The organism is Streptomyces sp. NPDC001594, from assembly GCF_042893675.1.
GTDB lineage: Bacteria > Actinomycetota > Actinomycetes > Streptomycetales > Streptomycetaceae > Streptomyces.
The window spans coordinates 196491-213751 of sequence record NZ_JBIAVB010000011.1 but is presented as its reverse complement, the minus strand read 5'-3'; the positions used below and the strand labels follow the sequence as shown (position 1 = coordinate 213751).

12 protein-coding genes are annotated in these 17261 nt (G+C 71.7%); 9 read left to right on the top strand and 3 right to left on the bottom strand.

The features are described from left to right. Nucleotides 1-106 precede the first annotated feature (106 nt). The gene (locus tag ACFY0O_RS22875; protein WP_388949254.1) at nt 107-1114 is read right to left on the bottom strand and encodes an aldo/keto reductase; all 1008 of its coding nucleotides are present in this window, start codon (nt 1112-1114) and stop codon (nt 107-109) included. 85 nt (nt 1115-1199) lie between these two features. On the opposite strand from ACFY0O_RS22875, the gene ACFY0O_RS22870 reads away from it, so the two are divergent. The 7 genes from ACFY0O_RS22870 to ACFY0O_RS22840 all read left to right on the top strand — a co-directional run bounded on the left by ACFY0O_RS22870 (nt 1200) and on the right by ACFY0O_RS22840 (nt 11713). Then, on the top strand, nt 1200-2147 hold the full coding sequence (locus ACFY0O_RS22870) for a 2-hydroxyacid dehydrogenase (protein ID WP_388949251.1): 948 nt from the start codon (nt 1200-1202) through the stop codon (nt 2145-2147). Between the two features lie 282 nt (nt 2148-2429). Continuing rightward, complete coding sequence (locus ACFY0O_RS22865) at nt 2430-5309, top strand: putative bifunctional diguanylate cyclase/phosphodiesterase (RefSeq protein ID WP_388949248.1); 2880 nt, start codon at nt 2430-2432, stop codon at nt 5307-5309. Between the two features lie 227 nt (nt 5310-5536). Then, complete coding sequence (locus tag ACFY0O_RS22860) at nt 5537-7423, top strand: acetolactate synthase large subunit (protein WP_388949245.1); 1887 nt, start codon at nt 5537-5539, stop codon at nt 7421-7423. Between the two features lie 32 nt (nt 7424-7455). Next, nucleotides 7456-7980 (top strand): acetolactate synthase small subunit, encoded by a 525-nt coding sequence (ilvN, locus tag ACFY0O_RS22855; protein WP_358897137.1) that lies wholly within the window; start codon nt 7456-7458, stop codon nt 7978-7980. 135 nt (nt 7981-8115) lie between these two features. Further along, nucleotides 8116-9117: a ketol-acid reductoisomerase gene (gene ilvC / locus ACFY0O_RS22850; RefSeq protein WP_358897136.1), complete on the top strand. Its 1002-nt coding sequence runs from the start codon at nt 8116-8118 to the stop codon at nt 9115-9117. A gap of 307 nt (nt 9118-9424) precedes the next feature. After that, nucleotides 9425-11014, top strand: a complete 1590-nt coding sequence (serA, locus tag ACFY0O_RS22845; RefSeq protein WP_388949242.1) for a phosphoglycerate dehydrogenase — start codon at nt 9425-9427, stop codon at nt 11012-11014. A 111-nt stretch (nt 11015-11125) separates the two neighbouring features. Beyond that, entirely contained in the window at nt 11126-11713 is a 588-nt protein-coding gene (locus ACFY0O_RS22840; RefSeq protein WP_388949239.1) for a TetR/AcrR family transcriptional regulator, read from the top strand. A 162-nt stretch (nt 11714-11875) separates the two neighbouring features. Here the strand turns inward: ACFY0O_RS22840 and ACFY0O_RS22835 are convergent, their stop codons facing one another. Then, nucleotides 11876-13297, bottom strand: a complete 1422-nt coding sequence (locus tag ACFY0O_RS22835) for a helix-turn-helix domain-containing protein (protein WP_388949236.1) — start codon at nt 13295-13297, stop codon at nt 11876-11878. A 199-nt stretch (nt 13298-13496) separates the two neighbouring features. On the opposite strand from ACFY0O_RS22835, the gene ACFY0O_RS22830 reads away from it, so the two are divergent. Next, the gene (locus ACFY0O_RS22830) at nt 13497-14423 is read left to right on the top strand and encodes a proline dehydrogenase family protein (RefSeq protein ID WP_388949233.1); all 927 of its coding nucleotides are present in this window, start codon (nt 13497-13499) and stop codon (nt 14421-14423) included. Between the two features lie 30 nt (nt 14424-14453). Beyond that, nucleotides 14454-16094 (top strand): L-glutamate gamma-semialdehyde dehydrogenase, encoded by a 1641-nt coding sequence (pruA, locus tag ACFY0O_RS22825; protein ID WP_388949230.1) that lies wholly within the window; start codon nt 14454-14456, stop codon nt 16092-16094. 213 nt (nt 16095-16307) lie between these two features. On the opposite strand, the gene ACFY0O_RS22820 is transcribed toward pruA, so the two are convergent. Next, entirely contained in the window at nt 16308-17009 is a 702-nt protein-coding gene (locus tag ACFY0O_RS22820; protein WP_388949228.1) for a nitroreductase family protein, read from the bottom strand. Nucleotides 17010-17261 lie beyond the last annotated feature (252 nt).

The window sequence follows — 17261 nt, the reverse complement described above, 5'->3', positions numbered from 1 at the left end:
CAGCTCTGCCCTTCACAAGACCCAACAGATCCGGCGGGTGCCCAAGTTCCACCACTCGTACACCCGATCGAGTGGTTGTCGCGGTCGGCCCCCCCCGAGCCCGGGCTCAGTCCCAGGCCCCCACCGCCGCGGGCAGCGCCGCGAACCCCGCCAGCTCCCCGGCCGTCAGCCGTACCTCCGCCGCCCGCGCGTTCTCCGCCGCCCAGCGCGCCCGCTCCGCCCCCGGCACCGGCACCACGTGCGGCCCCTGCGCCAGCACCCACGCCAGCGCCACCTGCGCCGCGGTGACCTCCGGCCCGTGCCGCCGGGCCACCCGCCGCAGCTCCGCCACCAGCACCTGGTTGGACGCCATGGCGTGCGCCGTGAACCGGGGGTGGCGGGCCCGCACGTCCGCCTCCTCGAACCCCTGCCCCGGCGTCAGCGTCCCCGTCAGGAACCCGCTGCCCAGCGGCATCGCCGCCAGCACCCCCACCCCTCGCGCCGCACACCACGGCAGCAGCTGCCACGCCGCCTCGGGCGACCACACCGACAGCTCCGCCTGCACCGCCGTCACCGGGAACACCTGCTGCGCCCGCTCCAGGTGCCGCAGCGTCGAGCGGTACCCGCGGTCCCCCCGCCGCCCCGCACCAGGCCCCGCCCCCGCGCCCAGCGCGCAGAACCCCAGCGCCCGCACCTTCCCGGCCTGCACCAGCTCCGCCATCGCCCCCCAGGTCTCCTCCACCGGGACCTCCGGGTCCACCCGGTGCAGCTGGTACAGGTCGATGACCTCCGTCCGCAGCCGCCGCAGCGAGGCGTCGCAGGCCCGGCGCACGTACTCCGGCCGCCCGTCGGCCACCACGTGCCCCTCGCCCGCCCGCAGCCCCACCTTGGCCGAGACGAAGGCCTCGGCCCGCCGCTCCCGCAGCACCCGCCCCACCGCCAGCTCGTTGGTGAACGGCCCGTACAGATCGGCCGTGTCCAGCAGGTTCGCCCCCAGGTCCAGCGCCGTGTGCAGGGTCCGCAGCGACTCCTCGCCCCGGCGTCGCGACGGCGCGTAGGCCCAGCTCATCGGCATGCAGCCGAGCCCTATGGCCCCCACCGTCAGCGGGCCCGACCCGATCGACCTGCGCTCCACCCCTGCGTCCCCCCTCCCGGCCCGGTCCCGGTCCGGCCCTCAAACTAACGGCTTGATCACGTTCACTTCGCATAGCCTCGGGATCATGACTGCAACGACCGCCGAGGTCTGGCTCCCGTTCCCGCCCGGGGAGATCGACGGCCTCCCCGACTCCTTCCGCTACCGGCAGTGGGACGGTGAGCGGGAGTTCCCGGCCGACCCGGCCGGCTGCGTCTTCTACGTCACCCCGTACATGAAGTCCCAGGCCGTGACCCTGCGTCCGCTCCCGGCCATGCCCGCCCTGCGCGTCGTGCAGACCCTCACCGCCGGCATCGACCACGTCCTGCCCGGCCTCGGCCTCCTGCGCCCCGGCGTCCGGCTGTGCAACGCCCGCGGGGTCCACGAGGCCAGCACCGCCGAGCTCGCCCTGACGCTCACCCTCGCCTCCCTGCGCGGCATCCCCGGCATGGTGCGCGGCCAGGACCGCGAGGAGTGGCGCGGCGGCTTCTACGAGGCCCTCGCCGACAAGTCCGTCCTGATCGTCGGCTACGGGGCGATCGGCGCGGCCGTCGAGGACCGGCTCCGGCCCTTCGAGTGCGGGCGGATCACCCGCGTCGCCCGCTCGGCCCGCACCGCCCCGCACGGGCCGGTGCACGCCCTCGCCGACCTCCCGGACCTCCTCCCGAACGCGGACGTGGTCATCCTCACCACCCCGCTGACCGAGGACACCCGGGGCCTGGCCGGCGCCGCCTTCCTCGGCCGGATGAAGGACGGAGCCCTGCTGGTGAACGTCTCGCGCGGACCCGTGGCCGACACCAAGGCCCTGCTGGCCGAACTGGAGTCCGGCCGGCTGCGCGCCGCCCTCGACGTCACCGACCCGGAACCGCTGCCTCCGGGCCATCCGCTGTGGCACGCCCCGAACGTCCTCATCACGCCTCACGTGGGCGGCAGCAGCTCGGCGTTCGAGCCCCGGGCGAAGCGGCTCGTCGCCCGCCAGCTCACCCGGTTCGCCGCCGGGGAGCCGGTCGAGAACACCGTTCTGATCACGGACTGAACCAGACCGCACACTCTCCGCGTCCATACGCATGCGAGCAGTTGCCGCACGGCTCCCGGTGGTAACGGAGAGTAGAGAAGCTATGTCGCTGAGTGACGAAAGTGGTGTATCGTCCGGAACAAGGGGCTGCGCCACGTACGTCTGGCGCTGGGGAGTGATCGGACACTTTGGGGGGCGACGGGCGATGCACGGCCAATGGACGAAGGATCCGATGCGGCAGAGCCGCCGGAGGCGACGGTGCCGAGACTGGACTGCGCCGCAACGAGCCGGCGAGGGGGACCGGTGAGCGCCCCGGGGGCTGCGCTCCTGACCCGGCCGCCGGTCGCGGGCGGCGGCGGCAGGGGGCTGGGGGGCCAGCTCCTCCTCGCGGTGGTCAGCGGCGGCTACGCCGTCGGGGCCGCCCTCGGCTGGGGCTCGGAAGAACTCGCCAAGATCATGGGCGACTTCGGGCTCAGCACCGCCGGTTTACTGGCCGCCGTCTCCTGCTACCACTACGCCCGCGCGATCGGCCGGCGCGAGCGCCCCGCCTGGCTGATGTTCGCGTTCTCCTCGCTCATGGGGGCCCTGGGGAACGGCGTCTGGGGCTGGTACGAGGTGGTCCTCGACCAGAAGGTGCCCGAGCCCTCGCTCGCCGACTTCGCCTTCCTCTGCTTCGCCCCGCCCGCCATCGTGGGCCTGCTCGTCCTCGCCAAACGCCCGGTCACCCGCGCCGGATGGGTCTGCCTCGCGCTCGACTCCTGGCTCATCGGCGGCTCGCTGCTGACCCTCTCCTGGAGCCTGGCCCTCGCCAACGCCGCCCGCACCGCCCAGTCCGGGGCCCCCGGCAGCGTCCCGCGCGCCGCGCTCTCCCTGGCCTACCCGCTCCTCGACATCGCACTGGTCTCGATGGTGCTGGTACTCCACTTCCGGCGCTCGGCCAACAACCGCTCCGCGATCAACACGGCCATCGCGGCCCTCGCCCTGACCGTCCTGAGCGACGCCCTGTTCACCTCGCCGCTGCTCAACACCACCTACCGCTCCGGGGAGATCCTCGACGCCGGCTGGTTCGCCGGCTCCCTCCTGCTGGCCTACGCCCCCTGGGCCGCGGGGCGCCGCCCGGAACCGCTCCCGCGCCCCGCGCCCCCGCGCGCCGACCGGCTGCACAGCCGCCCCATCACCGGCTCCCTCCCGGCGCTCACCCCGTACCTCGCGGCCGCCGTCTGCACCCTCGGCATCCTCTACAACGTGGTGGACGGACGGAAGGTCGACCGGATGGTGGTCTTCACCGGCTGCACGGTCGTCCTCGCCCTCGTGGTCCGGCAGGGCATCATGCTCCTCGACAACATCGCCCTGACGCAGGAACTGGCCCAGAAGGAGAACCACTTCCGCTCCCTGGTCCAGGGTTCCAGCGACGTCATCATGATCGCCGCGCCCACCGGGACCCTGCGCTACGTCAGCCCCGCCGCCGCCGGCGTCTACGGCCGCGAGGCGGAAGAGCTGGTCGGCACCGAGCTGGCCGCCCTGATCCACCCCGACGACCTCGGCCGCGTGGTCCACGAAGTACGCCGTTTCCTGGCCGCCCCGCCCGCCGAGGAGCCCACCACCCGCATCGAGTGCCGGTTCAAATCCGGCGGCGGGGAATGGCTCAACGTGGAGTCCACCGTCAACCGGCACCAGGGCGGACTCATCCTCAACAGCCGGGACGTCACCGAGCGGGTCCGTCTCCAGGCCCAGCTCCAGCACAGCGCCGAGCACGACCCGCTCACCGACCTGCCCAACCGGGCCCTGTTCACCCGCCGCGTCCGCCAGGCGCTGACCGGCCGCCGCGCGGGCGACCACAGCACCGCCGTGCTCTTCATCGACCTCGACGGCTTCAAGGCCGTCAACGACACCATCGGCCACCAGGCGGGCGACGAACTGCTCGTCGAGGCCGCCCACCGCCTCCAGGACGCCGTCCGGGCCGGGGACACCGCCGCCCGGCTCGGCGGCGACGAGTTCGCCGCCCTCATCCTCGGCGACGGCAGCCGGGACCGCAGCGCCCGCGAGTACCAGGTCCACGAGATCGCCGACCGGCTCCGCGCCACCCTCTCCCAGCCCTACCGCATCGCCGGCAGCGAGGTCCGGGTCGCCGCCAGCATCGGCGTGGCCTTCGCCGACCCCGGCATCACCCCTTCGGACCTGATGCGCAACGCGGACCTCGCGATGTACCGGGCCAAGGCCGGGGGCAAGGACCGGGTCGAGCTGTACGCGCCCCAGATGCAGGCCGAGGTGGTCCGCAAGGCGGAACTGGCCGGAAAGCTCCGCACCGCGCTCCACGAGGGCGAGTTCGCCCTGCTCCACCAGCCCGTGGTCTGCCTGGCCGACGGCGAGGTCGCCGCAGTGGCCGCGCAGGCCCGCTGGCGCTCCGCCCAGGGGATCCTCTTCACCCCGTCCGAGTTCCTCCGGGTGGCCGAACACAGCGAGGGCGGACCGGCCGGCGCGGCCGAGCCCTCCCGCGCCGCCGAACTGAGCCGATGGCTCCTCGAGGAGGCGGTGTCCGAGGCCGCCGAACGCCATCTCGCGGGGCACGACGTACCAGTGGTCGTACGGATGACCGCCCAGCGGCTCCTCGACCGCTCGGTCCCCGGCGGCTCCGTGGAGGCGCTGCTCGGCCGGCACGGGCTGCCCTCCGGCGGCCTCGTCCTCGAACTCGCCGCCTCCGACCCCAGGGTCCCCTTCGACGAGCTGGAACGCCGCCTGACGGCCCTGCACCGGCTGGGCGTACGGATCGCGCTCGACGGCTTCGGCAGCGGCTACGCGGCCATCAGCGCCCTCCGCAGGCTCCCCGTGGACCTGCTCAAGCTCGACCGGGGCCTCGTCGAGGGCGTGGTCGAGTCCGCCCGCCTGCACAAGATCACCGCTGGATTGTTGCGCATCGCAAACGATCTGGGCATGCAGTCCGTGGCCGACGGGGTGGACCTCCCCGAGCAGGTGGCCGCCCTGCGCGCCATGGGCTGCACCCACGGGCAGGGAATGGCGTTTTCCGGCCCCCTCGACGAATACAGGCTGCGCCGCGCGCTCGTGAGAGGTACGTTCCCAGTACCGGGCGGTACGGCCCAGCCCGCCTTGGCCGGAGGCTCGTCCGGTGGCTCGATGGTCATCCATAGAGGCTCAAATAATGAGACGCCCGTCCCACCCGCTTGACATCGACCTCCCGCCGGAGGGAGGGTCAATGCCATGCGCACCCGAATTCTCGTACTTGGAAAGCGCGTCGGCTGAAGCCGGGACCTGCATGTCCCCGCTCCACACCGCCGACGCGCTCCCCTCGCTTGCCACCTGGCACGAGGGGTTTTTTGTTGCACTGGCACACGCACCCGGACGAGAACCGGGGCACCCCCGCTCCGCGTAAAACCCTCAGCTTCGAGAAGAGAATGCCGATGACCGAGCAGGCCTCCGGGGCCCACCATCCGCAGCCGCGGCCCCGCACGGGTGGGCACCAGCCCACCGCAGTTGAGCACGTCACGGGCGCGCAGTCCCTCATCCGCTCTCTCGAAGAGGTGGGGTGCGACACCGTCTTCGGCATCCCCGGCGGCTGCATCCTCCCGGCGTACGACCCGATGATGGACAGCAAGAAGGTCCGTCACATCCTGGTCCGCCACGAGCAGGGGGCCGGCCACGCCGCCACCGGCTACGCCCAGGCCACCGGCAAGGTCGGCGTCTGCATGGCCACCTCCGGCCCGGGCGCCACCAACCTGGTCACCCCGATCGCCGACGCCCACATGGACTCCGTCCCGCTCGTCGCGATCACCGGCCAGGTCTCGTCCAAGGCCATCGGCACCGACGCCTTCCAGGAGGCGGACATCGTCGGCATCACGATGCCGATCACCAAGCACAACTTCCTGGTCACCAAGGCCGAGGACATCGCCAAGACCATCGCCGAGGCCTTCCACATCGCCTCCAGCGGCCGTCCCGGCCCGGTCCTGGTCGACATCGCCAAGGACGCCCTCCAGGCGAAGACCACCTTCTCCTGGCCGCCGGCCCTGGACCTGCCCGGCTACCGGCCGGTCACCAAGCCGCACGCCAAGCAGATCCGCGAGGCCGCCAAGCTCATCGTCCAGGCCAAGCGCCCGGTCCTGTACGTCGGCGGCGGCGTCATGAAGTCCGGCGCCACGGCCGAGCTGAAGGTCCTCGCCGAGCTGACCGGCGTCCCGGTCTGCACCACCCTGATGGCCCTGGGCTCCTTCCCCGACAGCCACCCGCTGCACGTGGGCATGCCGGGCATGCACGGCTCCGTCACCGGCGTCACCGCGCTGCAGAAGTCGGACCTGCTGATCGCCCTCGGCACCCGCTTCGACGACCGCGTCACCGGCAAGCTGGACAGCTTCGCCCCCTTCGCCAAGGTCATCCACGCGGACATCGACCCGGCCGAGATCGGCAAGAACCGCGAGGTCGACGTCCCGATCGTGGGCGACGCCCGCGAGGTCATCGCCGACCTCGTCCAGGCCGTCCAGGCCGAGCACAACGAGGGCCACACCGGCGACTACACCGCCTGGTGGAAGGACCTCAACCGCTGGCGCGAGACCTACCCCCTGGGCTACGACCTGCCCGAGGACGGCTCGCTCTCCCCGCAGCAGGTCATCGAGCGGATCGGCGCGCTCGCCCCGCAGGGCACGATCTTCACGGCCGGTGTCGGCCAGCACCAGATGTGGGCCTCCCACTTCGTCAAGTACGAGGAGCCCCGCACCTGGCTGAACTCCGGCGGCGCCGGGACCATGGGCTACGCGGTCCCCGCCGCGATGGGCGCCAAGGTCGGCATGCCGGACCGCGCGGTCTGGGCGATCGACGGCGACGGCTGCTTCCAGATGACCAATCAGGAACTGGCCACCTGCGCGCTGAACAACATCCCGATCAAGGTCGCCATCATCAACAACGGCGCCCTCGGCATGGTCCGCCAGTGGCAGACGCTGTTCTACAACCAGCGGTACTCCAACACCGTCCTGCACGGTGACGAGACCGGCCACGACACGGTGGGCTCCCAGCTCGGCGAGTCCGTCGCCCCCCGCCAGGGCACCCGCGTCCCGGACTTCGTCAAGCTGTCCGAGGCCATGGGCTGCGTCGCGCTGCGCTGCGAGGACCCGGCCGACCTGGACAAGGTCATCGCCGAGGCCAACGCGATCAACGACCGCACGGTCGTGGTCGACTTCATCGTCCACGAGGACGCCATGGTGTGGCCGATGGTCGCCGCCGGCACCTCCAACGACGAGGTCATGGCAGCCCGGGGCGTCCGCCCCGACTTCGGCGACAACGAAGACGACTGAGCCGAGAGAGCCTGAGAGAGAGAACGACTCACATGTCCAAGCACACGCTCTCGGTCCTGGTCGAGAACACCCCCGGCATCCTCGCCCGGATCGCCGCCCTGTTCTCCCGCCGCGGGTTCAACATCGACTCGCTCGCGGTCGGCGTCACCGAGCACCCCGACATCTCCCGCATCACCATCGTCGTGAACGTGGAGGACCTCCCGCTGGAGCAGGTGACCAAGCAGCTCAACAAGCTGGTCAACGTGCTCAAGATCGTCGAGCTGGAGCCGTCGAACGCCATCGAACGCGAACTCGTTCTGGTGAAGGTCCGCGCCGACAACGAGACGCGCTCGCAGATCGTCGAGATCGTCCAGCTGTTCCGCGCCAAGACCGTCGACGTCTCCCCGGAGGCCGTCACCATCGAAGCCACCGGCGGCACCGACAAGCTCAGCGCCATGCTCAAGATGCTGGAGCCCTTCGGCATCAAGGAACTGGTGCAGTCCGGCACCATCGCCATAGGGCGCGGCGGCCGGTCCATCACGGACCGCAGCCTGCGCTCCCTCGAGCGCAGCGCCTGACGGGCGCGGCACGCGCCTGACGCCACGCCTGGACCGGGCGGGACACGCCCGGTTCGCATGGCGAGACCGACAAACTCTTATTCCGTTCCCCGCCGTACGGTGGGTGCAACATCAGCGCACCAAGGAGATATCCCAGTGGCCGAGCTGTTCTACGAGAACGACGCCGACCTGTCCATCATCCAGGGCCGCAAGGTCGCGGTCATCGGTTACGGCAGCCAGGGCCACGCCCACGCGCTGTCGCTCCGTGACTCCGGCGTCGACGTCGTCGTCGGCCTCAAGGAGGGCTCGAAGTCCAAGGCCAAGGCCGAGGAGCAGGGCCTGAAGGTCCTCCCCGTGGCGGAAGCCGCCGCCTGGGCGAACGTCATCATGATCCTGACCCCGGACCCGCTCCAGGCCGAGATCTACGAGGAGTCGATCAAGCAGCACCTGCAGGAGGGCGACGCGCTCTTCTTCGGTCACGGCTTCAACGTCCGCTACGGCTTCATCAAGCCCCCGGCCAACGTGGACGTCGCCCTGGTCGCCCCGAAGGGCCCGGGCCACCTGGTCCGCCGCCAGTACGAGGAGGGCCGCGGCGTTCCCTGCATCGCCGCCGTCGAGCAGGACTTCTCGGGCAACGCCTTCGCCCTGGCCCTGTCGTACGCGGCCGGCATCGGCGGCACCCGCGCCGGCGTCATCAAGACCACCTTCACCGAGGAGACCGAGACCGACCTGTTCGGTGAGCAGGCCGTCCTCTGCGGTGGCGCCTCCGCCCTGGTCAAGGCCGGTTTCGAGACCCTGACCGAGGCCGGCTACCAGCCGGAGATCGCGTACTTCGAGTGCCTGCACGAGCTGAAGCTCATCGTGGACCTCATGTACGAGGGCGGCCTGGAGAAGATGCGCTGGTCGGTCTCCGAGACCGCCGAGTGGGGCGACTACATCACCGGCCCCCGCGTCATCACCGAGGCCACCAAGGCCGAGATGAAGAAGGTCCTCGCCGAGATCCAGAGCGGCAAGTTCGCCGAGGAGTGGATGGCCGAGTACAAGGCCGGTCTGCCGAAGTACAACGAGTACAAGAAGGCCGACTCCGAGCACCTGCTGGAGACCACCGGCAAGAAGCTGCGCAAGCTGATGAGCTGGGTCGACAGCGACGAGAGCTGATCTCGCGCACGGTGGGGCCGGGACGCTTGAGTCCCGGCCCCACCGCGCTTCCGCCCCGGCCGTCCCTCCGTCGTGGACCGGCCGGAAAATCGACGGAATGGAGATCTCGGACCGTGCGGCTTGTCCACCCCGGCCAATCACGGACGGGTGATCCTTCCGTACAGGCGGAATTCCGCGCCGGAACCGCTACTACACTGCTCAACACAACGCGTCAGGCCCACAGTGTCGTGCGTCTTCCACGCGGCTACCCCCTCCACCGCCTGCGGCCGTCGGGACGGCCGTCCGCACTGGACTTGTGAGGACCCACGTGAGCTCGAAACCTGTCGTACTCATCGCCGAAGAGCTGTCGCCCGCCACGGTGGACGCGCTCGGTCCGGACTTCGAGATCCGGCACGTCAACGGCGCGGATCGCGCGGAGCTGCTGCCCGCGATCGTCGACGTCGACGCCATCCTGGTCCGCTCCGCCACCAAGGTGGACGCCGAGGCCATCGCCGCCGCCAAGAAGCTGAAGGTCGTCGCCCGCGCCGGTGTGGGCCTCGACAACGTGGACGTCTCCGCCGCCACCAAGGCCGGCGTGATGGTCGTGAACGCCCCGACCTCCAACATCGTCACCGCCGCCGAGCTCGCCTGCGGCCTGCTCGTCGCCACCGCCCGCAACATCCCGCAGGCCAACACCGCCCTGAAGAACGGCGAGTGGAAGCGGAACAAGTACACGGGCGTCGAGCTCAGCGAGAAGACCCTCGGCGTCGTCGGCCTCGGCCGCATCGGCGTTCTGGTCGCCCAGCGCATGTCGGCCTTCGGCATGAAGGTCGTCGCCTACGACCCCTACGTGCAGCCGGCGCGCGCCGCCCAGATGGGCGTCAAGATGCTGACGCTGGACGAGCTGCTCGAGGTCGCCGACTTCATCACCGTGCACCTGCCCAAGACCCCCGAGACCCTCGGTCTCATCGGGGACGAGGCCCTGCACAAGGTCAAGCCGTCCGTCCGCATCGTCAACGCCGCCCGCGGCGGGATCGTGGACGAGGCCGCGCTGTACTCGGCCATCAAGGAGGGCCGCGTCGCCGGCGCCGGCCTCGACGTGTACGCGAAGGAGCCCTGCACGGACTCCCCGCTGTTCGAGCTCGACCAGGTCGTCTGCACCCCGCACCTCGGCGCGTCCACGGACGAGGCCCAGGAGAAGGCCGGCATCGCGGTCGCCAAGTCGGTGCGCCTGGCCCTCGCCGGTGAGCTCGTTCCGGACGCGGTCAACGTCCAGGGCGGTGTCATCGCCGAGGACGTGCGCCCCGGCCTGCCGCTCGCCGAGAAGCTCGGCCGCATCTTCACCGCCCTCGCGGGCGAGGTCGCGGTCCGCCTCGACGTCGAGGTCTGCGGCGAGATCACCCAGCACGACGTCAAGGTGCTCGAACTCTCCGCCCTCAAGGGTGTGTTCGAGGACGTCGTCGACGAGACGGTCTCCTACGTCAACGCCCCGCTGTTCGCGCAGGAGCGCGGCGTCGAGGTGCGTCTGACGACGAGCTCGGAGTCCCCGGACCACCGCAACGTGGTGACCGTCCGCGGCACCCTGGCGGACGGCCAGGAGGTGTCGGTCTCCGGCACGCTCGCGGGCCCGAAGCACCTTCAGAAGATCGTGGGCGTGGGCGAGTACGACGTGGACCTGGCCCTGGCCGACCACATGATCGTGCTCCGCTACACCGACCGCCCGGGCGTGGTCGGCAAGGTCGGCCAGCTGCTCGGCGAGGCCGGGCTGAACATCGCGGGCATGCAGGTGGCCCGTGCGGAGGAGGGTGGCGAGGCGCTCGTCGTCCTGACCGTCGACGCGGAGGTCCCGGTGGACGTCCTCGCGGCCATCTCGGCGGAGATCGGTGCGGCGTCGGCGCGTTCGGTCAACCTCGGCTGACGGCAGCGCGTTCGTCGCGGAAGGGCCCGGGGTGCGTGTGCATCCCGGGTCCTTTTGCGCGAGCCCGGGATAGACGTATGTATTAAACGGATGTCTTGATACCGTGTCGGCATGGGACACCGTGAAGATCTGCTCGAGGGCGCGAAGAAGTGCCTCACCGAGAAGGGGTTCGTGCGGACCACCGCGCGGGACATCGTCAGCGCCTCCGGAACCAACCTGGCGTCCATCGGCTACCACTACGGCTCCAAGGACGCCCTGCTCACCAAGGCGTTCATCGCCCTGATCGAGGAATGGGGCCAGGGGCGGCAGGCCGGGCTCGAAGGGGCCGGGGGCTCCCTGGAGCGGCTGCGCGCCCTGTGGGACGGGGTGGTCGCCGAGCACGACGCGGCCGGGCCGGTCTGGGCGGCCAGCCTGGAGGTCGCCCTGAGCCGGGACCAGAAGCCGGAGCTGAAGTCCATGCTGGCCGCCTCGCAGCTCGAGGGGCGCCGGGGCCTGATCGCGATGATGACCGGGACCCCCGAGGAGCAGCTCACCGAACGCGACGAGCGCACCCTCGGGGCGGTCTACCAGGCGCTGCTCAACGGCCTGATGGTCCAGTGGCTGTTCGACCCGGCCAGCGCCCCGTCGGGCGAGGAGTTCACCGAGGGGCTGCGCAGGCTCGCCCAGGGGATCGCGGACGCGGAGCGCGCGGCGCGGTAGCCGTGCGGCGCGTCGACCGGGGGCCACCACCGAGCCGGCCGTTCAGCGCGTCGGCCGGGCCGGGCGGTGGTCCGCGGCGGCCCGGCCGCTCGGGCGCGTCGGCCGGGGGCGTGGGTGCTCCGGTCGGGACCGGGGGCCGGCCGGGGCGGTGGCCGAGCCGGGTCAGCCGTTCAGCCGGGCGGACTTGAGGGCCATGTGGAGCAGCAGCCGGTCCTCACCGGAGTCCAGGTCGAGCCCGGTCAGCTGCTCCACCCGGCCCAGCCGGTAGTACAGGGTCTGGCGGTGGACGCCCAGCGCGGCCGCCGCCCGGCCGGCCTGTCCGGCGCAGTCGAGGAACACCTCGGCGGTGCGGGCCAGTTCCCGGTGGGCCGGGCTCAGCAGGGCCCGTGTCGCCGGGTCGTCCACGGGTCCGGCGGGAAGCGCGCCCAGCATCCGGTACGGCCCGATCCCCGCCCACTGGGCCACCGGCCCGAGCCGCGGCTCGGCGGCGGCCGCCCGCGCGGCGGCGACGGCCTGCCCCCAGGCGCCGGGCAGCTCCCCGAGCCCCTGTGCGGGCTCGGACACCCCGGCGCTGACCCCGCCGACGGAGCCGCCCGTCCCGGAACCCCGCCCACCCCCTGCGGCCCCGCCGGCCAGCGCCGCGCCGGTCCGCCCCGCGCCGCCGCCGGTCTCCGTCCTGCCGGTCCGCGCCGCGCCGCCAGCTCCTGCCGCCCCGCCGGTCTGGTTCGCGCCGCCGGTCCGCGCCGCGCCGCCGGGCGTCGTCGTTCCGCCGGTGGGTGCGGGCCCCGGCCTCGTGCCGGTGGGTGCGGCCGGACGGGGCGTGCCGGGTTGTCCTGTCACCGTCCCCACCGGGCGTGGCAGGAGGCGGCCCAGGGCCGTGAGGGCCGGGCCCATGGCGTCCGGGGAGCGCAGCCGCAGGAGCACCGCCAGGCGGTCCTGCCCCGCCGGCCCGCCCGCCCCCGCCGCGTCCGCCGGTACGACGCACACCGCCGCCGCCCCCGGCACCGACGAGGGCGCCTCCCCGGCCCACGGGGCCACGCACACCGCCGCGTGCAGCCCCTCGGCCCCCGCACCCAGGGCCAGCCGCAGCGAGGCCACGGCCATGTCCTGCTGCCAGCCCCGCCCGGCGGTCAGCACAGCGAGGAACTCCCGGGAGAGGTCGGCGCCCGCCTTGGCCTCCTCGGCCAGCAGCACCCCGATCCGCTGGGCCACCTCCATGGCCGCCTCCAGGGCCTCCGGAGCCGGACCCGGATCCCGGTCGAGGAGCCATACATAGCCCTGGACGATGCCCCGGTACCGCACGGGCAGGCAGATCCGCCCCCGGAAGACCCCCGCGTCCGGCGCCGCCGGGATCCGGACCGGGCCGGTGGCCCGGGCGATGCCGAACCCCTCGAACCAGGACCGCACCGCCGCCGTGGACTGCCGGGTCAGGATCGAACGGGTGCGTACGGGGTCCATCGCGAGGTCGTCCTCGCTGTCGTGGGCACCGAAGGCGATCAGACGGAAGTCCCGGTTCTCCAGCGTCGCCGGGGCGCCGAGCAGCGCCGAGATCTCGTCCACCAGGTCCTGGTAATCGCCCTTCACGGGCACATTCTCCCACCCGCAGCCCGTCTCTTCAGACAGATGTATGAGATCGCGGACACGGATGCGTGACAGCTGTCGATGGCAGAGGATCGGGGAGATCCATAAATTTCACGGTGGTTTTACTTGCGTATTCCCTACGGCCGCAGCACACCCCCGCGGCGCCCGTATGACCGCTTCTGCCACCCGTTGGAGGTGCCCCGTGCTGGGTCCCGCGATCCTCGCCGCTTCGCGCAGCGACAAGATGCGCCGAATCGTCTCTGCCGCCCCGGTGACCAAGCCGGTGGTCAACCGCTTCATCCCCGGTGAGACGGTCGACCAGGTCATCCCGATCGTCGAGGAGCTCACCCGCAAGGGCCTTGAGGTCACCCTCGACGTGGTCGGCGAGGACATCACCGCCGTGGAGCAGTCGTACGCCGCCCGGGACGCCTACCTGGAGCTCATCGGGCGCCTCAAGGAGCTGGGTCTGGGCGAGGCCGTCGAGATGTCGGTCAAGCTGTCGATGTTCGGACAGGCGCTGGAGGGCGGCCACGAGCTCGCCCTGGCCAACGTCCGCCCGGTCGTCGAGGCCGCCGCCGCCATCGGCACCACCGTGACGCTGGACGCCGAGGACCACACCACCCTCGACTCGATGTTCGCCATCCACGAGGAGCTGCGCCGGGACTTCCCGCAGACCGGCTGCGTCATCCAGGCCTACCTCTTCCGTACCGAGGCCGACGCCCGCCGCCTGGCCGCCGCCGGCAGCCGCGTCCGGATCGTGAAGGGCGCCTACAAGGAGCCCGCCGAGGTCGCCTACCAGGACAAGGCCGAGATCGACAAGGCGTACGTCCGGATCATGCGGATCCTCATGGAGGGCGAGGGCTACCCGATGATCGGGTCCCACGACCCGCGCCTGATCTCCATCGCGCAGGAACTCGCCCGGCAGGCCGGGCGCAAGCTGGACGAGTACGAGTTCCAGATGCTCTACGGCATCCGCAGCGAGGAGCACCTCCGGCTCGCCTCCGAAGGTCATCGAATGCGGGTCTACACGGCCTATGGCACGGACTGGTACGGCTACTTCATGCGCCGCCTCGCGGAGAAGCCGGCCAACCTGCTGTTCTTCCTCCGCTCGATGATCACCAAGAACTAGCCAAGAACCAGGTCAAGGAGTTATCGCCCCATGGATGCTGTGACCCAGGTCCCCGCGCCGGTCAACGAGCCGGTCCACTCGTACGCCCCGGGCAGCGCGGAGCGCGCGCGCCTCGAGATCCAGCTCAAGCAGCTGTCCGAGAACCCGATCGACCTCCCGATGACGATCAACGGCGTCAAGCGGATGGGCGGCGGCGAGCGCTTCGACGTCGTCCAGCCGCACGACCACAAGTCGGTCATCGGCACGTACGCGAACGCCACCCAGGCCGACGCCCAGGAGGCCGTCGACGCCGCCCTGGCCGCCGCCCCGGCCTGGCGCGCGATGTCCTTCGACGACCGTGCCGCGATCATCCTGCGCGCCGCCGAGCTGCTGGCCGGCCCGTGGCGCGAGAAGCTGGCCGCCTCGACCATGCTGGGCCAGTCGAAGACCGCGCAGCAGGCCGAGATCGACACCCCGTGCGAGCTCGTCGACTTCTGGCGCTTCAACGTCCACTTCGCCCGGCAGATCCTGGCCGAGCAGCCGTCCGCGAACTCCGCCGGCGTGTGGAACCGCAGCGACCACCGTCCGCTCGAGGGCTTCGTCTACGCGATCACCCCGTTCAACTTCACGGCCATCGCCGGCAACCTGCCGACCGCCCCGGCCCTGATGGGCAACGTGGTCGTGTGGAAGCCGTCCCCGACGCAGACCCACTCCGCGGTCCTCCTGATGGAGCTCCTGGAGGCGGCCGGTCTGCCCAAGGGCGTCATCAACCTGGTGACCGGCGACGGCATCGCCGTCTCCGAGGTGGCCCTGAACCACCCCGAGCTGGCCGGCATCCACTTCACCGGCTCGACCAAGACCTTCCAGTACCTGTGGAAGACGGTCGGCAACAACATCGAGAAGTACCGCTCGTACCCGCGCCTGGTCGGCGAGACGGGCGGCAAGGACTTCGTCGTCGCGCACCCGTCCGCGGACCGCGCGATCCTGAAGACCGCCCTGACCCGCGGCTCCTTCGAGTTCCAGGGCCAGAAGTGCTCGGCCTCCTCCCGCGCCTACGTTCCGGCCTCGATCTGGAACGACGGCTTCAAGGAGCAGTTCGCGGCCGAGGTCGACGGCATCACCATGGGTGACGTCCGCGACCTGTCGAACTTCATCGGCGCGGTCATCGACGAGCGCTCCTTCGCGAAGAACAAGGCCGCCATCGACCGTGCGAAGGCCGACCCGACCTGCACGATCGTCGCGGGCGGCACGTACGACGACTCGGAGGGCTACTTCGTCCGCCCGACCGTCATCGAGTGCACGGACCCGGAGAACGAGGTCTTCACGACCGAGTACTTCGGCCCGATCCTCGCGGTGTACGTGTACGACGACGAGTCCGCCGAGGGATACGACGCGATGCTGGCCCAGATGGAGAACGTCTCGGCGTACGCGCTGACCGGCTCCGTCATCGCCCAGGACCGCTACGCGGCGGCCGACACGATGGAGAAGCTGCGCTTCGCGGCGGGCAACTTCTACATCAACGACAAGTCGACCGGCGCCGTCGTCGGCCAGCAGCCCTTCGGCGGCGGCCGGGCCTCGGGTACCAACGACAAGGCGGGCGCGGCGTCCAACCTGCTCCGCTGGACCTCGACCCGCTCCATCAAGGAGACCCTGGTCCCGCCGACCGAGTACGGCTACCCCCACATGGGCTGACCCGCCCTCCCCTGAATCCCGCCCCCGCTCCGGTACCCCCAAGTCCGGAGCGGGGGCGGTCTCCATTTCCCCTCCGGGCGACCGGGCCCAGCGGTGGCGCGATTCTCGGCCCCACCGGCATCCGGCCCTGCGCGTCGGGTTGCGGCTCGTGGGGGTCCTGGGCGGGCGGCAGGCCGAGGAGGCCGGGCCGCCCGCTCAACCGGAGGCGGGGGCCTAGACCTCGAAGAGGACCTGGTCCAGGGATTTGCGGAGCAGGTCCGGGACCTCGCAGTCGTCTGCGGGGTAGCCGACCGGGATGACCGCGAAGGCCTTCTCGTTCTCCGGGCGGCCCAGGACGTGGCTCAGGAAGCGCATCGGGCTCGGGGTGTGGATCAGGGCGGCCAGGCCGGAGAGGTGGAGGGCCGTCAGGAGCATGCCGACCGCGATGCCGACCGACTCGTCCACGTAGTAGTGCTTGCGCTTGTCGCCGTCCGGGCCGAGCCAGTACCGCTGCTGGAAGACCACGATCAGGGCCGGGGCGTCCGTCAGGTGGGTCTTGACGGCGTCCGTGCCGATGGGGCGCAGCGCGGCCAGCCACTCGTCGCCGAGGCGGCCGTCGTAGGAGATCTGCTCCTCCTGCTCGGCGGCGGCCCGGATCTGCCGGCGGACCGCCGGGTCCTTGACCAGGACGAAGCTCCACGGCTGCTGGTGCGCCCCCGACGGGGCGGTGGCGGCGCAGGCGATGGCGTCGCGGACGGCCTGCTCGGGGACGGGGTCGGGGGAGAAGTGGCGCACGGTGCGCCGTTCGTCCATCCGGGCCCGCAGTTCCGCCGCGCGCGCGAGGGATTCCTGACTCGGCATGCGCGTCGGACGGTAGGGGACGGGCCGGTAGGGCTGGCCATGGGTGGGGGTCCACTGCTGGGTCTCAGGCGACATGCGCAGATCTTCCAGCGGGGGGACTGCCGAGGCCAGGGCGACGGCGTCAGCCGACGCCCGTTGTGTGGCGACAGGGGGGTTATGGGGGTGTCGAACGTCGGTCGATTCGTGTGCGGGAAGGCCGCCGCGACCCCCGCGACCTGGGCGGCCCGGCCGTGGTGGGGCGCGGGGCGGCCGTCCGGGCGGGACGGGCTCGGACGGGCCGCCGACGGGGCTGGACCACGCCGGCCGCCCCGGGGGTGCGGACCGGCG